Origin of the sequence: Caballeronia sp. TF1N1 (genome assembly GCF_022878925.1) — a bacterium.
Classification (GTDB): domain Bacteria; phylum Pseudomonadota; class Gammaproteobacteria; order Burkholderiales; family Burkholderiaceae; genus Caballeronia.
In genome coordinates, this window is sequence record NZ_CP084628.1 from 1171027 (window position 1) to 1196012 (window position 24986).

Here is a 24986-nt window from a genome sequence, read left to right on the forward strand (position 1 = left end):
ATCTATCTGTTTGCGGCGCGGATCAAGTCCGCCGCCTTTTCGCCGATCATGATGGCCGGCGCGTTCGTGTTGCCGCCGATGAGCGTCGGCATGATCGACGCGTCCGCCACGCGCAGACCGTCGATGCCGCGCACCCGCAGGCTTGGATCGACGACCGCCTGCGTGTCGATGCCCATCTTGCAGGTGCCGACCGGGTGATAGACGCTGTCGGCCTGACTGCGCACGAACGCACGGATCGCGTCTTCGTTCGAGCCGTCGGGTCCGAAGTCGTCGGTGAGCATTTCTTTGCCGCCTGCATCGGCCAGAGCGGGTTGCGCATAGATGCGGCGCACGATTTTGACGCCCGCAACGAGCGCGTCCATGTCTGCTTCGGCGGAGAGAAAGCGCGGGTCGATCGACGGAGCATCGCGCATGTCGGCCGTGCGCAGACGAACATGACCGCGGCTCTCGGGCCGCAGGACGTATGCATGACAGGAATAGCCGTGTCCGAGCTTCGAGCGCTTGGTTTTGTTGCGATCGCCGAGCAGCGCCAGCACGAAGGCCAGTTGCACGTCGGGCACGGCAAGGTCGTGACGCGTCTTGACGAACGCACCCGCTTCGGCGAAGTTGGAGCTGACCATGCCCGTGCGGTTGCGCCGGTATCGCACGATCTCGGACATGAGACGCAGGAAGCCGCCGGCTGAATAGCCATAGAGGTCCGTCGACCTCACCTGCTTGTTGACGATGACGTCGAGATGGTCCTGCAGGTTTTCGCCGACGCCGGGCAGGTCGTGAATCACGTCGATGCCTACGCTGCGCAGATGTTGGGCCGGACCAATGCCGGAGGCCATCAGCAGTTGTGGCGAATTGAACGCGCCGCAAGCGAGCACGATCTCGCGGCGGGCCCGCAAGGTTTGCTCGACGCCCGCACGCACCACGTGAATGCCGCTTGCACGCTTGCCCTTGAAGACGAGACGAAGCGCCTGGGCGTCGGTGAGCACGGCAAGATTCGGCCGGCCTCCGTTGAGGCTCGGGTCGCGCTTGTCGCCACGATGCAGATACGCGCGCGCGGCATTCCACCGTTCGCCATTCCATTGCGTGACCTGGTAGAGCCCTGCGCCTTCCTGCTCCGCGCCGTTGAAATCGTCGTTGGGGCGATAGCCGGCCTGCAGCGCGGCCGCGACGAAACGCCGGGAGAACGGATTGGGCGTGCGCAGGTCGCTGACGTGCAGAGGGCCGGTGCCGCCGTGCCAGGGATCGCCGCTGTCGTCGAGGAAGCGCTGGTTGCATTCGCTGCGACGGAAATAGGGCAGTACGTCGTCGTAGCTCCAGCCGGTGCAGCCGAGCTTTGCCCACGCGTCGTAGTCGCTGCGGTGCCCGCGGATGTACACCATGCCGTTGATCGACGAACTGCCGCCGAGTCCCCGGCCACGCGGCTGGAAGGAGGGGCGACCGCCGAGACCGGGCTGCTTCTCGGAGTGGTAGGCGTAGTTGCGCGGACCGTGCTTGCGCACCGTGGCCGCAAGGCCGATAGGCGCCCATACGCTTAGGTGGTGGTCATGGGGACCGGCTTCGAGAAGCGCGACGCTCACCGACGGATCTTCGGCCAGTCTGGCCGCCACCGCACAACCGGCCGATCCCGCGCCCACGACGATGTAGTCATACTCCGCAGCGCTCGTATCGGGCTGCTGATTTCTCTCAGGTCTGTTCATGGCTCGGTTTGCGGTTCAGATGAGCACGGTGTTTCGCTGCTTGTTCGCCGGAAGGAAGTGGGGAGGCCTCGGGGCAAGGTCCATCAGGCGGGGGCGCGGGCGGCCACGTGCTGCAACGTCTTCACGGACTGCTCGGGACGAAGCCAGCGCAGCGCGGCGAGCGCGGCGGCAAGCAGCAAAACGGCACTCACGACGAAGCCGAGTTCATACGCATGGCTAGTGCCGCCGCCGTGGGTCTGCACGATCCGCCCCATCACCGCCGGTGCAATGGCGGCGCCGAGACTTGCGAGCGCGGTGTGGATCGCGACCAGCGCACCGCGTTGACTGTCCGGCACTATCTCCGCGAGCAGGGCGGGCGCGAGCGTGAAGCTCAGTGTCGGCAGCGCGCAGGCGATGGCTAGCAGCGCGACTTTCTGAATGGGCGGCGCATTCAGCAGGATCAGCAAGACGAACACCAGCGCGCCGGCCATGGCGCTCAGGCAGATTGGATGCACCCGCGCCCGGCGGCTCGATGCGCCGCCTGCCAGCATGCGCTGCGAGATCCAGCTGAGGCCAAGGTTCACGGGCGCCGCCGTGGCGACCACTGCCGCGAAGCAGCGGCCTGCCTCGACGCCGGAGAAACCAAGCCCTTTCTCGAGATAAGTGGGCAGCCAGGTCAGGCTGAGTCCGAGTGTCCAGTAGGCCGTGAAGCCGAGCGCGAACACGGAGAGGACCGAACGGTCCGTCAGGATGCGGCGATACGAAAGCCGTTGCGATGAGGCAAGCGCGGATTGATTAGCGGTACGCTGGTTGCCGCGCGCTGATCGTCGCTCGTCGATCGGTCCTTCGCGGCCGAAGCATAGCCAGAGCACGCACCAGATCATGCCTATTGCGCCGAGCAGCACGAAGTTCATGCGCCAGCCCCATTGCTTCGTCACGAGCGGAATCAGCATGCCGGCCAGCAACATGCCAGCGGCGGCTCCCTGATTGATTACAGCCACCGGCAGATTGCGTCTGCGATCGGGAAACCATTTGTACAGCGCGTGCACGGAGACCGGAAACGACGGTCCTTCCGCCGCGCCCAAAATCACCCGGCAAGCCAGCAGCCCGAGTGCGCTTGTGGTCAGCGCCTGCGGCACTTGCAGCACCGCCCAGGCCAGCCCCATGGCGAGCAGAATCCAGCGCGTCGCAATGCGGTTGGAGAGAAACCCGACGACGACGGTCGAAGCCGAAAACAGCCAGAAGAAGCTGCCGGCGACGAGGCCGTACTGCTGCGGCGACAGATGAAGTTCCGCCGTCAGCGGCACGGCCACCAGACCCAGCACGATCTTGTCGAGAAAATTGATGAGGGAGAGGGCCGTCAGCATGACGGTCATGGTCCATGCCGGGCGCGACTGGAAATCGGGCGGAGACATCATGCTCAGTCCCGCCGGTTGACGCTGTCGCCGGCGCCTGAAGCGGCCGTGAGGAACCTGGGTTGCATTGTTGTCTCCTTGGTATTTTTCTGGCCTCGCCGCATACGGCGGCAGGCCAATGACGGTCTCGTAACGTCACGGTAATACCTAGGAGTGGGAGGCAACCCACCCGGAACAGGTAGGGGAGGGAAAACCTTGTTGATGGCCGGCGATGAGCGGTGGGCAGAAGGCCGCACGTGGGTTTCCGGCTTCCACAAGAGGAAGTGACCTTGCACCGGTGTCTTCCGCGAATCTTCAAAGAACGGCCAATGGCTGGCGTGTATGCAAGAAAGTATCAGTCTGCGGTCTCGTCGTTCGGATACGCGGCTGAATTCCTTGCTCGACCCTCACGCTCTGAACGTCTTTCCGAGTTCGTGATCGGCGAGTCTGAAGTAATGGCGGAAGTTATAGACCAGCGGTGACCATGTTTCGGCATCGATATGGTGCATGTTCTTGACGAAGGCTTCGTCTGCATGCACGCGAACGATCTCGACTTCTGCGGCGACGCCACCGCCAAGCGCTTGAAGTTTCTCGCCGCCCATTCGGTGAATGTGACGCACGCGCGCCTCCAGATGCATGGGACACTCGGCAACGCGATAAGGCTTCACGCAATCACTGGCGAGCTGAGTGAACCCCGCTTCCTCGAACTTGCACTTCTCGAAGCGAAATTGCTTTTTCTTCAACTCGGGGACGGGGTTCTTTCCAGTCAGAGGCGCGAGTTTTTCGACCTGCTTCCACATTTCCGGCGACGGAAGATTGATCACACATTCCGCATGCCGTTCGAGATTTTCAGCCGTCTTTGTCTCGTCCAGCAAGCCGAGCATGAGCGTCCAGCCGAGCGCCCAGAACGACGACATCGGCGCGAGATTGGTCGTGCCGTCCTCGTTGAGCGAGCTGATCAGAGCGACCGGTGTGCCGAAGTAAAGAATCTTCGGTTCGATCGTCTGGAAGATGCGTTGAGCCATCGTGTCCTCCTTCGGGTCAAGGGACAAGCAGATGATGCTCAAGTCATTTTGCGACAGTCGACTGCGGCATGTTTCAGCGTCATGTGAAATGTCGACCGTCAACTCGGCACAGGCGTTCGCGTCATCAAGACGATCCCCATCGCCACCACGACGGTTCCGGCAAGCATCGACCAGGAAAGTGGTTCGCCGAACATGGCCCATGCCCATACGAGCGTGACCGATGGGCTCAAGAAAAGGACGCTCGATACTCTCGCCGCTGACGAACGCTTCAGACATAACCAGTACAGACCATATCCGCCAAGCGTGGAGAGGAGCGCCGTCCAGACCACGCTGGCGGCGAATCCCGTGGTGGCAACCGGCGCGATGCTTCCTTTAAGTGTCTGCAGGCCGAGAAAAACCACGCACGTCACGCTGCAATGCAGCCAAAGGGTGGCCAATAGACTTAGCGAGCCAAGACGACCGGACGCGCGTTGCTGCCACACCGTAGCCACGGCCAGGGACGCCATGCCTGCCACCGGCAGGCCGTACGCCCACACAGGAGCAGAACCAAGTGTAAAAGCATCGCGACTGACGAATAGCACGCCTGCCACGCCCATCGCCATGCCAAGCCACGTCCGGCGTGAACTACGCTCGCTGAAAAACACGGACGAAATCACCACCGTACCGACAGGCAGAAGGTTTGCGATCAGCGCAGAAAGTCCCGCCGATACCCCGAGTTCAATGCCCTTTCCGATGCCGGCGATATAGCCCGTCATCGCGAATAAGCCGATCACGCCGTGCCGCAGTAACACGGCGGGCGGCGTGCGCATGATTTCGCGCGCCACGAACGGAAGCAGGCAAAGCGAGACCGCCGCGCAACGCCATAACACCACGAGGAAAACTGGTGCGTAGTCGGCGGAAAAGCGCATGCCGACGAAGCCGGAGCTCCACGCGACGATCATCAACGCTTCCAATGCCGGTAAAGGCAAGCGCAGCGGCCGCGTCGCGAGCGGGCGGGATGTCGGGCAAGGTGTCGAGAGCTTGGTCATGCACCTAGCGTAGACAGTGCACGACGATTCGAAAATCAAAATATACTGAGCATCTCGTTCAATTCGGTTAAACCACCATGGAAGCGGTCCTCGACATCGAACTGTTGCGCACGTTTCACGCGGTAGCGCGACTCGGGAAATTTCGCTCGGCGGCCGAGTTCGTGCACAAGAGCCCGGCCGCGATCAGCATTCACATTCAACGCCTCGAAGCGATTGCTGGCGGCCGCTTGCTCGATCGGGACAATCAGGCGGTGACGCTCACCGTGCTCGGCAAGCGGTTACTTTCCAGTACGAGTGAGCTACTAAACGCGCACGACCGTGTTTTGCAGGATTTTCATGGGAAAGCGCTGGCGGGGAGGGTCGTGCTGGGCGTGCCGGATGAATATGCATCGCATGTGATTCGCGACATTCTCCCCGGCTTTTCGACAACGTGGCCTAACGTCGTGCTCGAAGTGAGGACCGCCCCGAGTCTTAAACTTCGTGACCAGGTGGGCCGGGGCAAGCTCGATGTGGCGCTATTGGTTCAGCCTATCAAGGCAAGCAGGCCCGCTGAGGTGCTGACAGTGACTACGCCGGTATGGGTCGGAAGCGCGGCGTTCACGCTGGACGAGAGCCGTCCGCTTCCGTTGGCTCTTTATGCCGAGCCTTGTCCCTATCGTGCAGCGATGACCAATGCGCTGGAACGCGCCGGGCGAAAATGGCGCGTCATACTCGATAGCGCTTCGAGTCAGGCCATCAAGGCATGCGTCGAATCTGGGCTTGCGGTCACGCTGTTGGACCGCGCGCGCGTGAGCGAAGAGATGAGAGTGTTGGACAAGCTGCCGCGCGTCGTGGACCACGAAGTGGTTTTGATGCGGGATGCCGGCGGCCGTGGTAGCGAAGCGATCGACTTGCTCATTGCCACCCTCCGGGAGAATTTCCGGCTCTAAGGAATGGGATGGCTTCGAGGCGTGGGCGTTGTCGGTTTCGCCTTAAGTACTTGGACATGCGCTCGACTTCTCAAAGCAGAGGCTTGAGCGGCGAACGGGCACGCGCCAACAGGAGCATGCCCGCCTGATTCTCGATGCGCGATTGAATCCGCGACTAAATTGCCTTACTGCGGCGCGGCGTTCGTCGTCGTGCTGCTGCTCTTCTTGGCCTTCGAGTGCTTCTTGGGAAACGTCGAGTGCTTGCCGGTCGGGCCCGAAGGCGAGCCGGTTTCGCCGTCGCCGTTGGGCGTACCGACGCCGACGCCACCCCGACCCGCGCCGTTGCTGCCCGGCTCGCCCGCGCCATTCCCTTGCGCGAACGCGCCGCACGACAAGCCAAGCGTCAGTGCCGAGACAAGAATGCCTTTAGTTACGATCTTCATATTGTCCTCTTGATGTTGATAGTCGGCCGCGAGCAGATCCCGCGGCATGGAAGCGTCTAAGGCAATCCGCGTGCCGAGAAATCCGGCGTCGAATTGAGACGAACGCTTGTGCGTCAACGAGTACGGGACTTGATGCTTTCAAGCCACCGTCGGGGAGATTAACACTCTTGTTCGAACCATTGACGTTTGCGTGACGTCGGCAGGGCGAGGTCATCCGCGTGCCGCGAATAATCGAACAAACAACATGTCGTGGCGCGAGAACAACTCGACGCTTTCTTCGTTTTCAACGTGAACATTTGGGCCGCATCGCCGCTCGGCCCTTGCTGGCGGCCTATCTAACCGCGTGCCGCTGGTACGTTGCGAACACTCCTGGTGCGCTAACGAACCCAGCGACATCGTTTTCAGCGGAAGCAACAAAACAACCCGGTTATTGTTCTTACGATTGCTGAAGGAGGCGGCGCCGTAATTCTTTAGACCGCGCCTCGATCCATCCAGACCTTAGAAAACGAATCCATGCAAACAACGAGAATGCCCGCCGAGACGGGCCTTGCTGGCGAACGGCGCGCGGAATCCGCCGTCCGCACGGCGTTCCGCTACGACATCAATGGCCTGCGCGCGTGGGCAGTGCTTCCCGTCGTCCTCTTTCACTTCGGCATTCCGGGTTTTTCCGGCGGCTTCGCCGGCGTCGATGTGTTCTTCGTCATTTCTGGCTTTCTGATGACTGGAATCGTCGTCGCGGCGCTCGAGCGCGGCCGCTTCTCGCTGGTCGATTTCTATCTGTCGCGCGCGGTGCGTATCGTGCCGCCGCTTATCGCGTTGTGCGTAGTCTTGCTCGGAGTCGGTTGGTTCTGGCTCGTGCATGTCGATTATCGGGAGCTCTCGCTCAACGCGGCCTCCGCGCTCACGTTCGTTTCCAATGTCCTTTTCTGGAGACGCTCCGGCTATTTCGATTCGGCGTCGCATGAGAAGTGGCTCCTGCACACGTGGTCGTTGTCCGTGGAATGGCAGTTCTATCTGTTGCTGCCGCTCGCAGCCGCATTCGCATGGCGCTGGCGGCGCAGAGCCGGGGTCATTGCGCTGTTGTCCGCTGCAGGCGTGGCGTCGCTGAGTTGGTCGATTTATGCCACGTGGCGCTGGCCCGACGCCGCGTTCTATCTCCTGCCAAGCCGCGCGTGGGAAATGCTCGCCGGAGGCATGGTCTGGCTTTACGCCGGACAGCGCAAGTTGCCCGCCGCGCTCACGCGTGTGCTCGAAGGCGTCGGACTTGCGTTGATCGCGCTGGCGGTCGTGCGCTTCGATTCCAGCCTCAGTTGGCCCGGCGGCTTTGCAATCGTGCCCGTGCTCGGCGCGGCGTTGGTCATCGCAGCATCGAGACAGCGCTCCATGTTCACGGGCAACGGCATCGTGCAATGGCTCGGCACGCGTTCGTATTCGCTCTACCTTTGGCACTGGCCGGTCGCGGTGTTGCTGGTCTACTCCGATCGTCTGCACGATCCCATGAGTATCGCGGGCGGTATCGTTGCGGCCGTGCTGCTTGGCGAGGCGTCTTATCAACTCATCGAACGGCCGACGCGCGCATATTTCGCTCGCTCGACGAAGCCTGCACGCTTGCTGTATCTGGGCACGGCGATGGTAGGCGTGACTCTCGTCGCCATTGGCGCGCGATATCAGCACGTCCCCAACCGCGTGCCGGAGTTGTGGGACATGGCCGCGAACGAGCAACTCGATTTCAGCCCGATGCGCGACCAATGCCTCGCGTCGTCCGGAGGCAAATCGCCGGCTTGTACGTTCGGCAGTGGTCCACTTCGGGCGGTCGTGCTCGGCGACAGCCACGCCGATGCAATGGTGAGCGCCGTCCAGAAAGCACTGCCCAACGGCTCGATCATGGAGCTGAGTTACTCGGGCTGTCCGACGATCTACGGTGAGCATGCGGTCCCGGGTTCGCGCGATGCCGACGAGCAATGCGCCAACTTCAACGCTTGGGCCTTGCGCAGGCTGACATCGATCGACTCGGCCATCCCCGTGTTGATCGTCAATCGCACGTCGGACTATGCGTTGGGTCCGATCGATGGCAGCGCACTCAGTCACCATCCGCTGGTCTATTTCTCGCGCCTGTACGATTCGCCGACGCCCGCGTTCCTCGCGGAGTATGCGCAGCATCTCGTGGCATCGGCTTGTCTGATCGCGAAGTCGCATCCGGTCTATCTCGTGCAGCCGGTGCCGGAGATGCCATTCGAGGTGCCGCAAGCCGTGTCGCGTCAGTTGATGTTCAAGCGGGGCACCAACGACCTGTCCATTCCGCTCGACGATTACGACAGGCGTAACCATGTCGTGCGGATGGCGCAGGAAGCGGCGGCGGCGCAATGCGGCATCAAACTTCTCGATCCCAAGCCGCGCCTTTGCGATCACGGGCGATGCTGGGCGAGTCAGCAACTGAGACCGCTGTACTACGACGCGGATCACCTGAGCGAATTCGGCAACAAGCGCCTGGTTCCGATGTTCCGTGAAGCCTTTGCGCAATCCATTGCTACGCGTTAGAAGAGACGAGCTAAGCCTCGACCGCAGATAATTACAAATACATTCGGTAAATTAGAAAATCGTAAGATTATGTTCTGCACGAGTATCGGGACACCGTACTCCACCGCACTTTTCAAAATTTTCACGATTGGTAAATTCGCGCAAACCTAACAAAAAAGGCAGCGGGGGATTAATGGCAGAGACCAACAATAGATATGAGGCGCTGGACGGCCTCAGGGGCGTGGCCGCGCTCGCGGTCATGATTTCCCACCTCAGTCAGGAAATGCTTTTCAAGAACGCTTATGAAGCGGTCGATTTATTTTTCGTGCTGAGCGGTTTTGTCATCGCGCATTCTTACGGCGCGCGGTTGCAGAACGGCATGACCAACGCGGAATATATAAAGAGGCGCATTATCCGGCTTTATCCGATGCTCGTATTTTCGCTGCTGATCGGGCTACCCGTTTTCATCGAGGCGGGGCGCGAGGGGCTCACGAATTTTTCGTCGGGGAACATCATCTCTTCGACGCTCTATAACTCGTTTCTCGCGCCGTATATCGGCGAGCTGGGCGGTCCCATTTTCCCCAGTAATCCGCCCGCGTGGTCGCTCTTCTTCGAAATGGTGGCCAGCCTTTCGTTCGTGTTGATCGTCAGGCTGGAAATGCGCTCGATATTCAAGATGATTCTTTTGAGCGCGGCGGCATTCCTGACGACGAGCGCGCTGACGACCATCGACCTGCATGGCCACGGTCTATTCGATTTCGAGCAGGGCTGGTCCGGCAGCCGGTTCGACGGCGGATTTTTCCGCGTGGCTTTCGGTTTCCTGGTGGGTGTATTTCTCTACAACAAGAAAGATTCGATCACGAGAATCGCGACGGCGATCGTACCTCGCGCGTTCGCCAATATTTACTTTCTGTTCACGCTCGTACTCGTTCTGTTTTTCTTTCCCATGTCGCTGCATGGGATTTACCCGATGTTCGTTATCTTCGGCGTCGCGCCGTGGCTGGTGGCGTTCGGATCGACTGTACGCTGCACATCGGCGGTGGATACCAATATCGCGCGTTTTCTTGGCTGGATTTCCTACCCGATTTATCTGATCCACTATCCTATCGGGCAGGCGGTCTTTATGTACTTCGGAAAAGCGAACCAGTATGCAATAGCGCCCATGCTGGCGACTTGCGCGATTACCATCGTGTGCGCCGTGCTCCTGACGAAGTTCGTGGAAGAGCCGATTCGCGCGTTTCTCGCCAATCGGTTCATTCGCTCTTCCAAGACTCAGGCGAGCGTAACCGAGCTCGGCATGCGAACGGATCAGCATCCGGTTTGAGGCCGCGCGCGAACGCATACCGTTCGCGCGTCGGGAAACTACGTAGAAAAGAGATGCTTCGCGGAAAGCATTCAGAAGGGCGCGGTTTCTTATACTCCTCGACATCATGACGCCTGCGACGACAGGCGCCCAGATAACAAGGAGACTTCGATGCCGCGTCGTGCAGGACCGCTTGGCCGCGCACTCATTTGCCTGATCGCGTCATGCGTGGCTCAGGTGAGCCTCGCGCAGCCGATCCGGCTCATGACCGGCGGCGCGGCCAAGCTCATCTATCTGCCTGTCGTGCTCGCGGATCGGCTTGGCTACTTCCGCAGGGAAGGGCTCGACGTGCGCGTGCTGTCCGTGCCGGCCGGCATCGATACTTCCACCGAACTGGTCGCGGGCGCGATCGAAGGCGCGGTGGGCTTCTACGATCACACCATCGGTCTTCAAAGCCGCGGCATGGACGTGCAGTCGGTCATCGTTCTCGGGCAGTCGGCCGGACTCATCGAGCTTGGCACGAACGGCATGCGCAACATGGCCGATGCCAAAGGCCGGCGCCTCGGCGTCACGGGCTTCGGTTCATCGACTTACTTTCTCACGCGCTACCTCGCCACGCGCGCCGGCCTCGCGCCCGACGCCTACACCATCGTTCCGCTGGCCAATGAAGCCGCCTTCGACAAAGCGCTTTCGAGCGGCGATGTCGATGCCGTCATGACCGAGGAGCCCACCGCCACGCGCCTCTTGTCGCGCGGCGCGGCAAAGCCGCTCGTCGACTTACGCAGTGTCGCCGATACGCAAAGCCAGCTGGGCGGCCCATACGTCGGTGCCTGTCTTTACATGCGGCGCGACTGGATCGACGCGCATCCGGATGAAACCGGCCGGCTCGCGCACGCGTTGCTCGACGCGCTGCGCTTCATCGGCACACACAGCGAAGCCGATATCGATGCCGCCATGCCGGCATCGCTCAAGGGCAACGACCCGGCAATCTACCGCCAAGCCTTGTCCGTGATGAAGCCGGCGTTCTCCTCGACAGGCCGGATGCCCGCCGGTGCGCCATCGACCGTGCTCGCGACCCTTGCGGACATCGATACCGAGGTATCGGCGCGTCACGTCGATCTCACGCGAACCTGGACCGACCGTTTCGTCGCCAACGCGCACTGACGCGCCGCGACCTTCATCTCAACGGAGACATGCCGATGCGAGCCATTCAAATTCACGAGTACGGCGGACCCGAAGTGCTGCGGCGCGTCGATATCGAGATTCCGAAGCCGCGTGCGGGAGAAGTGCTGGTGCGCGTCGTCGCGGCCGGCATCAACTTCATGGACGTTCATACGCGACAAGGCAAGTATCGCGATTCGCGGACCTATCCCGTGAGCATTCCATGCACGCTCGGCATGGAAGGCGCGGGCGAAGTGGTTGCCGTGGGCGCGGGCGTGACCTCGTGCGGCAAGGGCGACCGAGTCGCGTGGTGCATCTCGTGGGGCGCCTACGCCGACTATGCGATCGTGCCCGCTGCGCGGCTCGCACGCATTCCGGACGCGATTGCTTATGACGTCGCGGCCGCGTCGATCTTCCAGGGTTCGACCGCGCACTATCTGCTCGAAGACGTGGCAAGGCTCGAAGCGGGAATGACTTGCCTCGTGCATGCGGCATCGGGCGGCATCGGCCAGTTGCTCGTGCAGTTGGCAAAACGGCGCGGCGTGGAAGTATTCGCGACGACGAGCACCCCGGACAAGGCGGCCATCGCAAAGGCGCGCGGCGCCAATCACGTGCTGCTCTACGAGAACGGCGGCTTCGCGGATCGCACCCGCGAGTTGACCAACGGCCGTGGCGTCGACGTCGTGTTCGACGCGGTCGGCAAGACTACCCTGCGCGACAGCTTCCGGGCAGCGCGTGTGCGCGGACTCATCGTGAACTACGGCTCCGTCACCGGTCCCATGCGTGACCTCGATCCGTACGAACTCGGCGAGGCCGGTTCGCTCTTTCTCACGCGCCCGCGCCTGGCCGACCATCTCGCCGATGCGGCCACCGTGCAGCGACGCGCCGACGACATCTTCGCCGCCATCGTCGAAGGCGCGTTGCGCGTGGAGATCAACGGGCGCTACACGATGGATAACGTCGAGGCGGCGCATGCCGCGCTCGAAGAACGTCGTCAGTCCGGTAAGGCGGTCATGGAAATCGGTTGACCGCTTCACTCACAGGCATCGCATGACTTTTTTCTTCCGGCGCTCGCCGTGCCGCGCCGGTGACGCAACTCGTCCTTTTGCAGAAGGGGACCTCATGGCATCCGTTATTCAAGGCCATACCGAATCGCCGTTTCGATCAGTGTTCCGCGTGGTCAGCGGCAACTTTCTCGAGATGTTCGACTTCACCGTCTACGCTTATTACGCGAGCGCGATTGCGCACACGTTCTTTCCCTCGGATAACGAGTTCGTCTCGCTGCTTCTCTCGCTCTCGGTGTTCGGCGCGGGCTTCGTCATGCGTCCGGTCGGCGCGCTCGTGCTCGGCGCGTATGTCGATCGCCACGGGCGTCGTCGCGGCCTGATCCTCTCGCTATGGCTCATGGCCGTGGGCACCGCGTGCGTGGCGTTCGTTCCCGGCTATGCGTCGATTGGCGTGGCGGCACCCATCGTCGTGCTGATCGGGCGGTTGCTGCAGGGCTTTTCGGCCGGTGTCGAACTGGGCGGCGTGTCGGTTTATCTCGCCGAGATCGCGACGCCGGGCAAGCGTGGCTTCTTCTGCTCGTGGCAATCCGGCAGCCAGCAAGTGGCGGTGATCTTCGCGGCTTCGCTCGGCGTGCTGCTGAATCAGTTGCTGCCGGTCGCCGACGTCAACGCATGGGGCTGGCGTATCCCGTTTATGATCGGCTGCCTGATCGTGCCGTTCCTGTTCATGATTCGCCGCACGCTGCGCGAGACCGACGAGTTCGCCGCGCGCAAGCATCATCCGAGCATGGGCGAGATCATGATGTCGATGGTCGAGAACGCCGGGCTGATCTTAGCGGGCATGGGGCTCGTCATCATGACGACCGCGTCGTTCTATCTGATCACGACCTACACGCCCACTTTCGGCCGATCGGTGCTGCATCTTTCGTCGCTCGATTCGCTTATCGTCACCGTCTGCGTGGGCGTGTCGAACCTCGTGTGGCTGCCCATTTCCGGCGCCGTGTCCGACCGCGTCGGCAGGCGGCCCATCCTGCTCATCTTTACCGCGCTGACCATCCTGACCTCGTATCCGGCGATGCAATGGCTCGTCGCGGCGCCGTCGTTCGAGCGTCTGCTCGCGGTGGAACTGTGGCTCTCGGTGCTCTATGCGTGGTACAACGGGGCGATGGTGGTCGCGCTCACCGAGCTGATGCCGGCGAACGTGCGCACGACCGGTTTTTCGATGGCGTACAGCCTCGCCACGATGGTGGGAGGCTTCACGCCGGCCATATCGACGTCGCTGATCCACTTCACCGGCGACAAGGCGGCGCCCGGCGCATGGATGGCCGTGGCCGCGCTGTGCGGCGCAATCGCGACGCTCGTCCTTTACCGGTCGCGCGAAGCCCGCAATGGATACCGGTGGCAAAGCGTTCCGGAGCAATGAAACTTCTGCTGATCGAAGACAACCGCCAGCTGGCGCACTGGCTGAGCAAGACGCTGACCGACGAGGGCTTCCTCGTCGAGCATGTGCCCGATGGCGAAACCGCCGGCGCGGCGCTCGCCGGCACGCGCTATGACGTCGTGCTGCTCGACCTCAACCTGCCCGGCATGTCGGGCAAGGCGGTCCTGCGGCGCATGCGCGACCAGGCCAACGACACGCCCGTGCTGGTTCTGACGGCCACGGGCGATATCGGCGAAAAGGTGATTTGCCTGGCCGATGGCGCCGACGATTATGTCGTGAAGCCGTTCGACGAACGCGAACTGATCGCGCGCATCAAGGCGCTTGCGCGGCGGCACGCGCCGGTGCGCTCGAACCGCTTGCGCTGCGGCACCTTGCTCTACGACATGGACCGGCGGCAATTCTTCGTCGGCGATGACGCGCTGTCGCTCACGCCGCGCGAACACGCGGTACTCGAAGCGCTCATTCTGCAAACCGGGCGGACGGTCTCGAAGGCCGTGCTCGCCGAAGCCTTGAACGACCGCGACGCGCCACCGAGCGGCGACGCCATCGAGATCTACGTCTCGCGGGTCAGGAAGAAAATCGAAAAGAGCACGGCGGCGATCATTACGTTGCGCGGGCTCGGCTATCTGCTGGAACATGAAGAGCCGCAAGCATAGCCTGCGCGCGCGGCTCCTGATCTGGCTGATCGTTCCGACGACGATCTTCGGGATCGTCGCGGGATGGGCCACGCACTTGAACGCGCGGCGCACGGCCGACCTGCTGCAGGACGCGGCGTTGCTTGCCGCAGCACGCGTGATGGCCGCCGATGTGCGCTGGAACGACAACGATCTGGTGGCTTCGGTATCGCCGAGCACGATTCAGATCGTCGGCACGCCCGAAGGCGATCAAGTGTTCTATCGCATCGAGATCGCGGGCGGCGCGGTGATCGCGGGAACATCCGACTTTCCGCGGACGCGTCTGAGCGCCTCTCCGCAGTGGTACGACGCGCAGGTGGCAGGCTCGCCCATTCGCGCCGTATCGCTTAAGCGCGCCATGTTCGACAATGGCAAGACCATCGAACTGGTCGTCTCCATAGGCCGCACGCTCGTTGCCCGCGACGCGCTGGTTGCATCGCTCTGGACGCCGCAGATTGCTTATATTCTCGGCAGCATCGCGGTTGCCATGATCCTGATCTGCACCGGGCTCGCACTCGAGTTGCGACCACTCGAGAAGCTTGCGAGCGGCTTGGCCGTTCATCCGCTCAAGAGCAAGGAGCGAATCGACGCGACAGGTCTTCCGGTGGAACTGCATCCACTCGTCACGGCGTTCAATGCATCGCTCGATGTCATCGAACGGCAAGCGGCGACGCAGCGCCGGTTCATCGCCGATGCCGCGCATCAGATACGCACGCCGCTTACGTTGCTCGGGTCGCAGCTTCAGTACGCGCGCCGCCAGCACGGTCTAGACGAAGTGAGGGAGACGCTCACTGCTATGCATCAAAGCAACCGCGCAATGGTGACGCTGATCAATCAGCTTCTCATGCTCGCCCAAGCCGAAGCCGCCGACTACACCGCTTACGAAGGCGAGGCGGTGGACTTACGCGCGGTCATCACGCTGGCCGTCGAGAAGCTCGCGCTCGTGGCGCGGCGGCGCGATATCGAACTGGCTGTAGCGTTCGAAGGTGCGCTCGTCGTGACGGGAAGCGAGCCGCTCTTGTCGGCCGTGTTTTCCAATCTCATCGATAACGCCATACGCTACTCGCCGCGCGGCACGCGCGTCACGGTCGATGCCAAGGAAACGCACGTGAACGTGACCGTCAGCGTCGTGGATGAAGGGCCGGGCATTCCGGCGACGTTGCGCGAGCGCGTTTTCGAGCCGTTCTTCCGGGCATCGGCAGAAGAAGGCAGCGGACTTGGACTCGCGATTGCCAAGGAGATCGTGCGGGTGCACGGCGGCGTGGTTGCGATCCACGACGCGCCGGGAGGCGTGGGAGCAATGGTGGAGGTGGTTCTGGCGCGCGAACAGGAGCCGAGGCGGCCGTCCGCGCGCACCCCCGTATAATTCGGCATGAATCGCACAATCTGCCCTTTGGCTGCGCCGCTCTTTTCCATGGCGTCGGTCCGTCAGTCTTCCGCTCGCGGAACGTTACGCATCTCGAACGCTCGCGCCACGAGCCCCATCCGAGGCTCGCATGAAAACGCCTAAACGCCTCATACCGCTTCTCGAAGAAGGACTTATCGACGAGGTCATCAGCCAGCTCATGAGCGGCAAGGAAGCTACCGTCTACGTCGTGCGCTGCCAAGACGCGACGCGTTGCGCCAAGGTCTACAAGGACGCGAAGCAGCGCAGCTTCCGGCAGGCATCGTCGTATCGGGATGGCCGCAAGGTCAAGAACAGCCGGCAAGCGCGCGCGATGGAAAAAGGCACGCGTTACGGCCGCGAAATGCAGGAAGCGTTGTGGCAGAACGCCGAGGTCGATGCGCTGTTTCGCCTGGCCAATGCGGGCGTGCGCGTGCCTCAACCCTTCATCTGCACCGACGGCGTGTTGCTGATGGAACTCGTCGTCGATGAATCGGGAAACGTGGCGCCGCGCCTCAACGACGTTCACCTGACCGAAGCACGCGCGCTGGAACTGCACGCAATGCTGCTCAAGCAAGTCGTGCGCATGCTGTGCGCGGGCGTGATTCACGGCGACTTGTCGGAATACAACATTTTGCTGGCGGCCGAAGGTCCGGTGATCATCGACTTGCCTCAGGCCGTCGATGCGGCGGGCAACAACGAAGCCGCGCCCATGCTCAAGCGCGACGTCGACAACCTCGCGAGTTACTTCGGTCAGTTCGCGCCAAAACTTCTGCGCACCGACTACGGAACGGAGATATGGTCGCTGTTCGAAGCGGGCGGCCTGCATGTCGATGTCGCATTGACCGGTCACGTCGAAGCGCCCACTGGCCCTGTCGATCTCGATAGCGTGTTGCAAGAGATCGAAGACACTCGCCTGGAAGAAGACGCGCGCGTGCGGCGAGAGCTGGACTGAGCGCAGATCGGGTTCGGCTATCGCTCAACGCTTACCGCTTACCGCTTGACGCTGAGGTAAGCGCGGCTCACCAACGGCCGGCTATGCACCCACATACGCGAACGAAGCCACGATGCCGGGCGATCTCTCACCTCGAGACGTCGGATCGATCCACGCGCTTCGTTCGATGCCTCTTGTCCGCGCGAATTGGTCCCGGGATGACAGGTATAAAAGTGGCTAAAGCCCGCGTCCAGTGCGACTTCGCGATAGTCCTCGTCATAATAGCCTTGCGGCCAGCATAGATGGTCCGATACCTGGCCCAGCCGCGCGTTCAAGGTCGCGCGCGAAGTCTTCAAATCTTCACTGAGGCGCTGCCGCTTCTCATCGGCCGATGCGGTCTTCTGGTCCCAACGAACATGCGTATGCGTATGGCTATGAAATTCGAACGTGCCGGCATGGCGCATCGCATCGATTTCTGACCAGCGCAGGATCGTGTCGTCGGCGCGTCCTTCTTCAATAGCGCGTTCGCCCGCGTGATGGTCGAGCAGTGCGGGCAACGCATGGGCTGGCGCGTTGGCTGCATTGGGCCGCACGTTGCCATCGCCCGGCCAGCTGCTGACGAGAAAGCACAGTGCGGTAAAGCCATGACGCTGCAGCACCGGATGTGCATGGACCCAGTTATCCAGATAGCCATCGTCGAAGGTAATGACGAACGAGCGCTCGGGCATCTCTTCGCCGCGTAGAAACGCAGCGAGTTGCACGGCGCCGATCGTGCGATACCCCGCGCTCGCGAGATACGCCATTTGCTCCGCAAAATGCTCGGGCTTGACGGTGATCATGCCCGGCGACGGACTGACGTGGTGATACATCAACACGGGAATGGCGCGCGCTTGTTGTTTCATCGGCGAGATTCCCTCTCTTTCAATGCGCGCCGGTAGAAGAGCGCGGTTTCGTATGCCATGTTTGCAATGGTGAAGCCGCGCTCGGTGATACGCATGCCATTGGTGCGCAGACGTTCACGCAAGCCGGGTTCGTCGATCATGCGAGCGATAGCCGCGCGCAATGCCGGCGGATTTCGCGGCGGTACCAGCAGACCATTTACATCGTCTTCGATCAATTCGGGCACGCCGTCCACACTCGTGCCGATGACGGGCAGGCCCGCGGCCATCGCTTCGATGAACGCTTGGCCGAGCGCTTCCTGATGCGTCGGCAGCACGAAGAAATCACTGCCTCGCAAAATGTTGGGGACGTCGGTACGAAAACCGAGCAGATGGATGCGACTCACAAGACCCAGACGCGTCACGATGCCTTCTATGCGTTCGAAAGCGGGACCGTCCCCGGCCATCACGATATGCAGGTGTGGATGCGTGTCGAATAAAGGCCGTACCGCGTCGATCAGATCTTCGTGTCCCTTCTCGTCGCGCATGATCGCCACCATGCATGCGATGGTCGCATCCGGCCCGAGTTGGAGTTCGTCTCGCAGCGACGAATGCGTGGCGCGCTCGGTCGCGATGCCGTCGTGGATAGTCTCCACGCGCTTCTCGGAGACCCCAGCCGAGATCAGATAGCGGCGCACGAAATGACTGACCGCGATGACGCGATGAGGAATCCACGTATAAGTTGCGAGGGAACTGATAGGCAATGCGAGATGCCGCGTACGCACGACGAGAGGCGTTCCCGCCAATCGGGCGGCCGTGCCGGCAACCAGACTGTCGTGACCGCTGTGCGTGTTGAGCACATCGTAGGCACGGCGTTGCAACAGCGCCTTGATTCTCATCATGGAGCGCACGTCGCCGCCGCTTCGCATGCGCGCGTGGTGCACGGCGAAGCCAAGCTCGGTTGAACGAATGCCGAGACGTGCATCGCTCGGACACAGCAGTTCCACGCTATGGCCGCACTCACGCAGCGCGACCATCTCCTTGAGCGTACGGATTTCCTGACCGCCCCATCCCTTCGAGGACTCGCTATGTAGGATCTTCAACGCACTAATCTCCAAGGCCTTTGCGTCATTAAAAAAACGCTTAGGAAATTTTTGGTAATAATTCGATTGGCTTTCTGCCTTCATGTCTTTAGTAAAGGAAATGAAGGGGAGAAAAGAAAAAGTCTTTGAGGATTTTCTAGCCGAGGGATGAGACAGGCCGCTTCAAACGAAGCAGGTCTGGATCCTCTGCAGAGAATTCGGCTCGATGTCCATCACGGCAAGCGAAGAGGTCGCTACCATGCGGATGCCTGGCATCGATAGCTAACGGGGATGTCTTACTTGCGGTTGACCAACAGCATGCAAATTTTTTGCTATAGCGGAAATAGCTTAACGTGCTTCTAAAGAGGTCGTTAGTTCTTTTAGGTGACTATAGGTCGACATTCGCCGTTGAGACGGTGGCAAACGTATGCGAGTAGCTTTTGGCTAAGAAAGTCGTGATGCCGAAGCTCAAGGGCTTAGTTCCTTGCAATTTTTCTCTACCTAAGCGTGAGAGTCTCATTCGCTTGCAATGGACAATGCCGCAAAGAACGATGCGTCGTTAAGCAAAAGCTAAAAAGATGCGTCCATCAGTTAATGACAAACGACTTCAATTGGTTTCGGCTTTGACAGCGGCGCAATCGTTTGCTCATCGACAGGGCGCTTATCGCTTATGCGCTCGGAACACGTCGATGCCGATCAGCCGGACGGGCCGTCCTCTGCCCGTCGCGTCATTGAAGGCGGTCAGTGCGGAATATTCTCGACTCCGCTTGCGCTTAGATCGCTCGGGAAGCAGTGAGGCTGTTCGAATCCCATCGGCGAGGCTCCGGTCGAGTATTTGATATTGTCCGTGTTGTTCGGTCCTTCGCCAGCAGGCACGGAGCCAAGTCCTGCAAGCTTGCGCATGCGATAGGCAATCGCATGGTCCGCGCACGAACTGTCACCGCTCACGCCAAGGCCGCCAATTACTTTTCCACCGGCGTAGAGCGCCACGCCGCCGCCGAAAGTGATCACGCCGCCTACGCTATGGTTGATCCCGCTGCCTTGTTCCAGGAAGCGCGCGTCGAAGGGATTGGAATTGTTCAACCCATAAAGCGATCCGCCCGGCTGCGTGGCGGCATAGAGATTTGCGGTGGAAAGCGCAAGCGCATCGTTGCTAAAACCGTTTGCGGTGTACGCCTTGGCTATTGCTATGGCGCGACTGCCAGGCCATGCATCGCCGGTCTTGGTGACCGAACATAGATGACCCTCGCGGTCGACGATGGCGGCCCACATCCGGTTGGGCTTGAAAATTCCGCCGTTCGAGTCGGATAGATTGACGACGGTGTAAAGCTGTCGTTCGACGAGAGAAATCGTTCCTTGTGGAAGCGTGCACCGGCCGGTAGGGACATCGTCGTAATCGTGTGCGTAGATAAATGAGGAAGCCGAAATAAGCACACCCACGGCCAAGCACTTCGCGACTTTTTCAAGCATGGCGATTCTCCCGACAAGAGACGTTTAAGGAAGGAACAAGAAGGGGGTTATGAATTTTTATTTTGGTAAACCGTAGTAGGCCGAATGGAATAGAACGAGCGTTTAATCGCTAAGGAATATGGTCTTTCGAACATTCAAGAATGCGCCATTAATTTATGTGTAATGGATTCGTATGTGTGAGCTTGGGCCGTGTCGGGAAGGGTATGTAGGCGACGGAAGTGTCGGCTGAAGAATGAATCGCTTGGCACGAGCCGCGCGGCTTGTATCAATACGCTCTGGAAGTGCCTCGTTAAATTGCCTATGCTTTTTCTCGGATTCCGCGCGTTTCGCGACGCGCATCTCGAATCCAGCCCACAGGCGCAGAAGAAAACGAATAAGGAGACCGTCATGGCAGGCTATCCCCGTGCTTTGCTTGGTTCAGTCGCGGCTCTTGTCGGCGCTTTCGGAATGATTACAGCGCCTGCGGCTTACTCCGCCGACGAAATCCAGAACGCCAACACGACGGCCACAGCGCCGGTTCCCACGTCATTGCGGCCTATATCGCAGGCGCAACTCGATGCCGCCGCGAACGACAGCGCCTCATGGCTGCATTCGAACGGATCGTATGCCGAGACGCGTTATGCGCCGGCAGCGCAGATCAATCGTTCAAACGTAGCCAAGCTGAAGCCGGCATTCATCTTCCAGACGGCGGTGATGGAGTCGATGGAAACCGCGCCGATCGTATCCAACGGCGTCATGTTTCTCACGACCTCCTACAACCACGTCTATGCAATCGACGCGGTCACCGGCAAGGAGTTCTGGCATTACAAGCACAAGATGGGACCGGTTACGACCTTTTGCTGCGGACCGAATAATCGCGGCGTCGCCATATCCGGCGACCGCCTGTATATGGGCACGCTCGACGCCAAGCTCGTTGCGCTCGATGCAAAGACCGGCAGCGTCGTGTGGACCTCGCAGATCGCGGACCCGGAGGACGGCTATTCGGAAACGATGGCGCCGGTCGTCGTCGATGGCAAGGTGTTGATCGGCACGAACGGCGGCGAGTACGGCATACGTGGTTTCGTCAAGGCATTCGACGCGAACTCAGGTCAATTGCTCTGGACCTTCTACACCATTCCCGACTCCGGCAGCGAAGGCGTGTGGGCCGAGAACGACGCCGTGGGCCGCAACATGAAGCGCGATATCGAGGCGGAGAAAAAGACGCTCGCGGAAAAAGGCCACGACTTCGAGAAGACGCTTGGCGGCGGTGTGTGGATGGCGCCTGCGGTCGATCGCGCGACACGTACGGTGTATTTCGTAGTGGGCAATCCCTCGCCGGACCTTCATGGCGCCATTCGTCCTGGCGACAATCTCTACACCGATTCGCTCGTCGCCATCGATCTCGATACCGGCAAGTACAAATGGCACTACCAATACATCGCGCACGATGTGTGGGATCTGGATGCAGTGAGCCCACCAATCCTCATCGACGTAAAGGACAAGAGCGGACAGATGGTTCCAGCCATCATTCATGGCGGCAAGACCGGATTCGTCTATGTGCATGATCGCCGCGACGGTCACATCATCCGCATTTCCGAAGCGATGATTCCTCAAGAAGGCGTCTGGACCTTGCCGACAGCGACCGGCGCGCGCATGCTGCCGGGCGCGAACGGTGGCGTCGAATGGTCGCCCATGGCATTCAATCCGAAGACGCGCATGGCGTATGCGGCAAACTTGCATCAACCGATGACGTATCAGGTTGAAGACGCCGCTTATCCCGGCGGAAAACTATGGCTCGGCGGCGCATTCAAGACCATTCCAGCCGAGCAACAGTGGGGCAAGCTGGTTGCGGTGAATGTCGATACCGGCAAGATCGCATGGGGTTACAAGACGGACCAGCCCTTGATTGGCGGCGTGCTCGCGACTGCGGGAGGACTTGTCTTCAACGGTGAGGGTAATGGCCTCTTTCGCGCCTTCGATGCGAGTACCGGCCGCAAGTTGTGGGAGTTCCAATGCGGTGCGGGCGTGAACGCACCGGCCGTGTCGTACATGGTGAACGGCAAGCAATACGTCGCGGTCGCGGCGGGCGGCAACACGCAACTGGACTTCAAGCGTGGCAATAGCCTTCTCGTGTTTGCGCTGCCTTGAGGTGACGATGCGTCCATCGAAACGCAAGAGAGACGAACGCATTCGTGTAGCGAGAATGGTCGCTTGCCTATTGTTTTTAGTGCCAGCGTTCGCGCGCGCCGATGCGCAGGCCGGCGCCGCAAAAGCCGTCGTATGCGTTGCATGCCACGGGCAGAACGGCAATTCGACGAGCGGCGATTATCCATCGCTCGCGGGTCAGACATCGCGCTATCTGTTCCTTGAGTTACGCGATTTCAAGGCAGGCCGTCGAAGCGATCCACGCATGTCGCCGATGGCCGCCAATCTGTCGTCGGAAGACATGCACGATCTCGCCGATTACTTCGCGGCGCAGACACTCGTGTCGACCGATTTCAAGGCCGACCCGGTCAAGGTGGAGGCGGGCAAAAAGAAGTCCGATGAAGTGCTCTGCACGATGTGCCATCTCGGCGGCATGAAAGGGCAGAACGAAATACCGCGGGTCGCGGGTCAGCAGTATCCGTATATCGTGAAGCAACTGCAGGACTTCCGCGCGAAGAAGCGCACGAACGATGCGGGCAACATGACGAGCGTGACGAAGAACCTGACCGACGCGGACATCGAGAATCTTGCGAACTACGTCGCTAATCTGCAATGACCTTTTCCATACCGATTAGCAAAGCACTCGTGTTCGCATGCATGACGCTTGCGTTGCTCGACTCCGTTCATGCCGATGACGATGCCTATGCGCTCAACGAACGCTTGCTTAACGCGACTCGCAATGGCGACACGCATGCTGTGGTCGAGCTACTCGATCAAGGCGCGAAGATCGATTCGCGTAACCGTATAGGCGACACGCCGCTCATCAGCGCATGCAAGCGCGGCATGACGCCGATGGCGCGCTTGTTGATCGAGCGCGGCGCTAATGTGAGCCAGGCTGACGTGCAGGGCATCACACCGTTGATGGCTGCCGCGTTCGACGGCAACGATGAAATCGTGGCGTTGCTTATTGCGCGACACGCGGATGCGGCGGCGACGGATCGCGTAGGCAAGACAGCGATGGAATATGCGGCTGGACTCGGGCAAACCGCGATCGTGCAGCGTCTATTAGACTCGGGTGTCGACGTGAACGCCGCGTATCACAATCATCTGACGGCGCTCATGTGGGCGGCGGGATACGATCGAGCGCAGACTGCGTCGATACTGCTTGCTCGTGGCGCGAATCGGGATTTGAAGGATGACCGCGGCAAAACTGCGCGGGAAATTGCCGATGAGACGCGCTCGGCTCATGTGGCGAGCTTGCTTAGCGCGCCATGATTGCTTTCGCTCGTGAGCGTGCATTGCGATTCAATGGTTAGTCGATTTGCGCAGTGCGTCGTTGCGCGGATGCATGTCCAATTTCGTTGCGGTCCAAGTCGCCGTGTGAATCGTCTCTTCTGCTCTCAAGCTTGATATGCACCGCTTTGCGAGAAGGCGTCGAGTCCTCTCTCAACACGCGCGGGTCTTGTCTCGAGAGTGGCATTCGCAAGATATTGCTCGATGTGGACCGTATGAATTCTCGGTTATTCGGACGGCTATGCTGGACGGTGTCTGTTAGATCAGTGAAGGAGCTGGTCCATAGCGTTGTTTGTTTAGTCGGTTGACCATGGCGTCCAGATCAGTTCACCTGCGTTCCTGCCTGCCGAGCGTCCGTTCTCGCGTTCTCGGCACCTCGCCGTTTCCATAGCAAAAGCCCTTACTACTTCCGGCAAAAAAAAGCCGCCCGCAAAGCGGGGCGGCCAGAATGAACATGTCTTTAACCCGAGGACCATGTTCTTTGAGAGAAACTGAGTTAACGGATGCCCGTCTTGGTTCTTAAGCGTCAATTTAACGATACTGGCCATTTTTTTTGGAACATGATTGGGCATTTGTTGGACAACAACCTTGCTTTTGCCTTGGGCGGCGAAACGGTGTTTCGTCTTGACGCTAGAAGGCAGGGCAGGAGTGGTCCACCAGCAGCGTAGCGCGACAGACAAGTGCGTGACCGGTGTCCGCCGATATAGCGCTCGCGGATGAGCGCTTCTGCCAGGCGAACGCTCGCACTCGAGTTAAGAACCGAGACAGTCGTCTTTTGGTAACCTCCACGCGAAACGAAGCGAAACCGACGTTTCGGCCACGCTAGGAAAGAGTCAAGGAATTGAGGTTTGTCTGGCAGGCTAAGGGACGTAACGGCTGTAGCAAGTAACGAACGCCTTTTTTTCGCCGGCAAGTAAAGAGCGAATAGCTTCAGCTCGAAGAGACAGTGTAGGACTGTTCGGAGAGTCATCAGCTTCCAACTTAATACCGTGCGACAGCCAACGAAAAAAAGCCCGCTAAAGAGCGGGCCAAAAAAAGCAGTTCACCCAGAGGGCCGCAAGGAGATACGGTCCTCTCGTTGAGGCTCGGACGTTATCGGCAAGAATCAACGAGAGAAGAAGGCACGTGGTCCTTCCCTCTCTGAGCCTGCGAGCCCTTAGGCCTTCATACCGACGAACATGCTGCCGAGCGCATCGACCGACTTGGTGATGCTCTTGACGTCCACGTTCGTGTGTTGCGAGGCATCGACC

The 24986-nt window shown here is 60.5% G+C and carries 20 protein-coding genes; 12 read left to right on the forward strand and 8 right to left on the reverse strand.

What is annotated here, in order from left to right; translation table 11 throughout:
• Positions 1 to 2: 2 nt before the first annotated feature.
• The 4 genes from LDZ28_RS26055 to LDZ28_RS26070 form a co-directional block, all read right to left on the reverse strand.
• Positions 3 to 1691, reverse strand: a complete 1689-nt coding sequence (locus LDZ28_RS26055; RefSeq protein ID WP_244830312.1) for a GMC family oxidoreductase — start codon at positions 1689 to 1691, stop codon at positions 3 to 5.
• An 83-nt stretch (positions 1692 to 1774) separates the two neighbouring features.
• On the reverse strand, positions 1775 to 3088 hold the full coding sequence (locus LDZ28_RS26060; RefSeq protein ID WP_244830313.1) for an MFS transporter: 1314 nt from the start codon (positions 3086 to 3088) through the stop codon (positions 1775 to 1777).
• Positions 3089 to 3471: 383 nt separating this feature from the next.
• Positions 3472 to 4089 (reverse strand): flavin reductase family protein, encoded by a 618-nt coding sequence (locus LDZ28_RS26065; RefSeq protein ID WP_244830314.1) that lies wholly within the window; start codon positions 4087 to 4089, stop codon positions 3472 to 3474.
• 98 nt (positions 4090 to 4187) lie between these two features.
• Entirely contained in the window at positions 4188 to 5156 is a 969-nt protein-coding gene (locus LDZ28_RS26070) for a DMT family transporter (protein WP_370652242.1), read from the reverse strand.
• Between the two features lie 38 nt (positions 5157 to 5194).
• Here LDZ28_RS26070 and LDZ28_RS26075 point away from each other — a divergent pair, with 38 nt between their 5' ends.
• Positions 5195 to 6046: a LysR substrate-binding domain-containing protein gene (locus LDZ28_RS26075; protein ID WP_244830316.1), complete on the forward strand. Its 852-nt coding sequence runs from the start codon at positions 5195 to 5197 to the stop codon at positions 6044 to 6046.
• 164 nt (positions 6047 to 6210) lie between these two features.
• Here the strand turns inward: LDZ28_RS26075 and LDZ28_RS26080 are convergent, their stop codons facing one another.
• Positions 6211 to 6468, reverse strand: a complete 258-nt coding sequence (locus LDZ28_RS26080; RefSeq protein ID WP_244830318.1) for a hypothetical protein — start codon at positions 6466 to 6468, stop codon at positions 6211 to 6213.
• A 513-nt stretch (positions 6469 to 6981) separates the two neighbouring features.
• Here LDZ28_RS26080 and LDZ28_RS26085 point away from each other — a divergent pair.
• The 8 genes from LDZ28_RS26085 (at position 6982) to LDZ28_RS26120 (ending at position 16910) form a co-directional block, all read left to right on the forward strand.
• Positions 6982 to 9006, forward strand: a complete 2025-nt coding sequence (locus tag LDZ28_RS26085) for an acyltransferase family protein (protein ID WP_244830320.1) — start codon at positions 6982 to 6984, stop codon at positions 9004 to 9006.
• A gap of 172 nt (positions 9007 to 9178) precedes the next feature.
• On the forward strand, positions 9179 to 10309 hold the full coding sequence (locus tag LDZ28_RS26090; RefSeq protein WP_255784750.1) for an acyltransferase: 1131 nt from the start codon (positions 9179 to 9181) through the stop codon (positions 10307 to 10309).
• Between the two features lie 150 nt (positions 10310 to 10459).
• Complete coding sequence (locus LDZ28_RS26095) at positions 10460 to 11452, forward strand: ABC transporter substrate-binding protein (RefSeq protein ID WP_244830324.1); 993 nt, start codon at positions 10460 to 10462, stop codon at positions 11450 to 11452.
• Positions 11453 to 11487: 35 nt separating this feature from the next.
• Positions 11488 to 12477: a quinone oxidoreductase gene (locus LDZ28_RS26100; RefSeq protein WP_244830325.1), complete on the forward strand. Its 990-nt coding sequence runs from the start codon at positions 11488 to 11490 to the stop codon at positions 12475 to 12477.
• A 94-nt stretch (positions 12478 to 12571) separates the two neighbouring features.
• Positions 12572 to 13879, forward strand: coding sequence for an MFS transporter (locus LDZ28_RS26105; RefSeq protein WP_244830327.1), 1308 nt, complete (start codon positions 12572 to 12574; stop codon positions 13877 to 13879).
• Positions 13876 to 14553 carry a response regulator transcription factor gene (locus tag LDZ28_RS26110; protein ID WP_244830328.1) on the forward strand — a complete coding sequence of 226 codons (678 nt, stop codon included), beginning with the start codon at positions 13876 to 13878 and terminating at the stop codon, positions 14551 to 14553. The genes LDZ28_RS26105 and LDZ28_RS26110 overlap by 4 nt, the downstream gene beginning before the upstream one ends.
• Positions 14534 to 15937, forward strand: coding sequence for a sensor histidine kinase (locus LDZ28_RS26115; RefSeq protein WP_244830329.1), 1404 nt, complete (start codon positions 14534 to 14536; stop codon positions 15935 to 15937). Before LDZ28_RS26110 ends, LDZ28_RS26115 begins: the two co-directional genes overlap by 20 nt.
• Positions 15938 to 16067: 130 nt before the next feature.
• Positions 16068 to 16910 carry a PA4780 family RIO1-like protein kinase gene (locus LDZ28_RS26120; protein ID WP_244830330.1) on the forward strand — a complete coding sequence of 281 codons (843 nt, stop codon included), beginning with the start codon at positions 16068 to 16070 and terminating at the stop codon, positions 16908 to 16910.
• 38 nt (positions 16911 to 16948) lie between these two features.
• Here the strand turns inward: LDZ28_RS26120 and LDZ28_RS26125 are convergent, their stop codons facing one another.
• The 3 genes from LDZ28_RS26125 to LDZ28_RS26135 form a co-directional block, all read right to left on the reverse strand.
• The gene (locus LDZ28_RS26125; protein ID WP_244830331.1) at positions 16949 to 17791 is read right to left on the reverse strand and encodes a polysaccharide deacetylase family protein; all 843 of its coding nucleotides are present in this window, start codon (positions 17789 to 17791) and stop codon (positions 16949 to 16951) included.
• Positions 17788 to 18870, reverse strand: coding sequence for a glycosyltransferase family 4 protein (locus LDZ28_RS26130; protein ID WP_244830332.1), 1083 nt, complete (start codon positions 18868 to 18870; stop codon positions 17788 to 17790). The genes LDZ28_RS26125 and LDZ28_RS26130 overlap by 4 nt, the downstream gene beginning before the upstream one ends.
• 720 nt (positions 18871 to 19590) lie before the next feature.
• A complete protein-coding gene (locus tag LDZ28_RS26135; RefSeq protein WP_244830334.1) occupies positions 19591 to 20319 on the reverse strand; it encodes a heme-binding protein in 729 nt (242 codons plus the stop codon).
• 387 nt (positions 20320 to 20706) lie between these two features.
• Between LDZ28_RS26135 and LDZ28_RS26140 the strand changes: the two genes are divergently transcribed.
• From LDZ28_RS26140 to LDZ28_RS26150, 3 genes are read left to right on the forward strand one after another with little or no spacing between them, the layout of a single operon-like run.
• Positions 20707 to 22446, forward strand: a complete 1740-nt coding sequence (locus tag LDZ28_RS26140; RefSeq protein ID WP_244830335.1) for a PQQ-binding-like beta-propeller repeat protein — start codon at positions 20707 to 20709, stop codon at positions 22444 to 22446.
• A 55-nt stretch (positions 22447 to 22501) separates the two neighbouring features.
• Positions 22502 to 23059, forward strand: coding sequence for a cytochrome c (locus LDZ28_RS26145; RefSeq protein ID WP_244830336.1), 558 nt, complete (start codon positions 22502 to 22504; stop codon positions 23057 to 23059).
• A 41-nt stretch (positions 23060 to 23100) separates the two neighbouring features.
• Positions 23101 to 23718: an ankyrin repeat domain-containing protein gene (locus tag LDZ28_RS26150; RefSeq protein ID WP_244831046.1), complete on the forward strand. Its 618-nt coding sequence runs from the start codon at positions 23101 to 23103 to the stop codon at positions 23716 to 23718.
• Positions 23719 to 24986: the final 1268 nt, after the last annotated feature.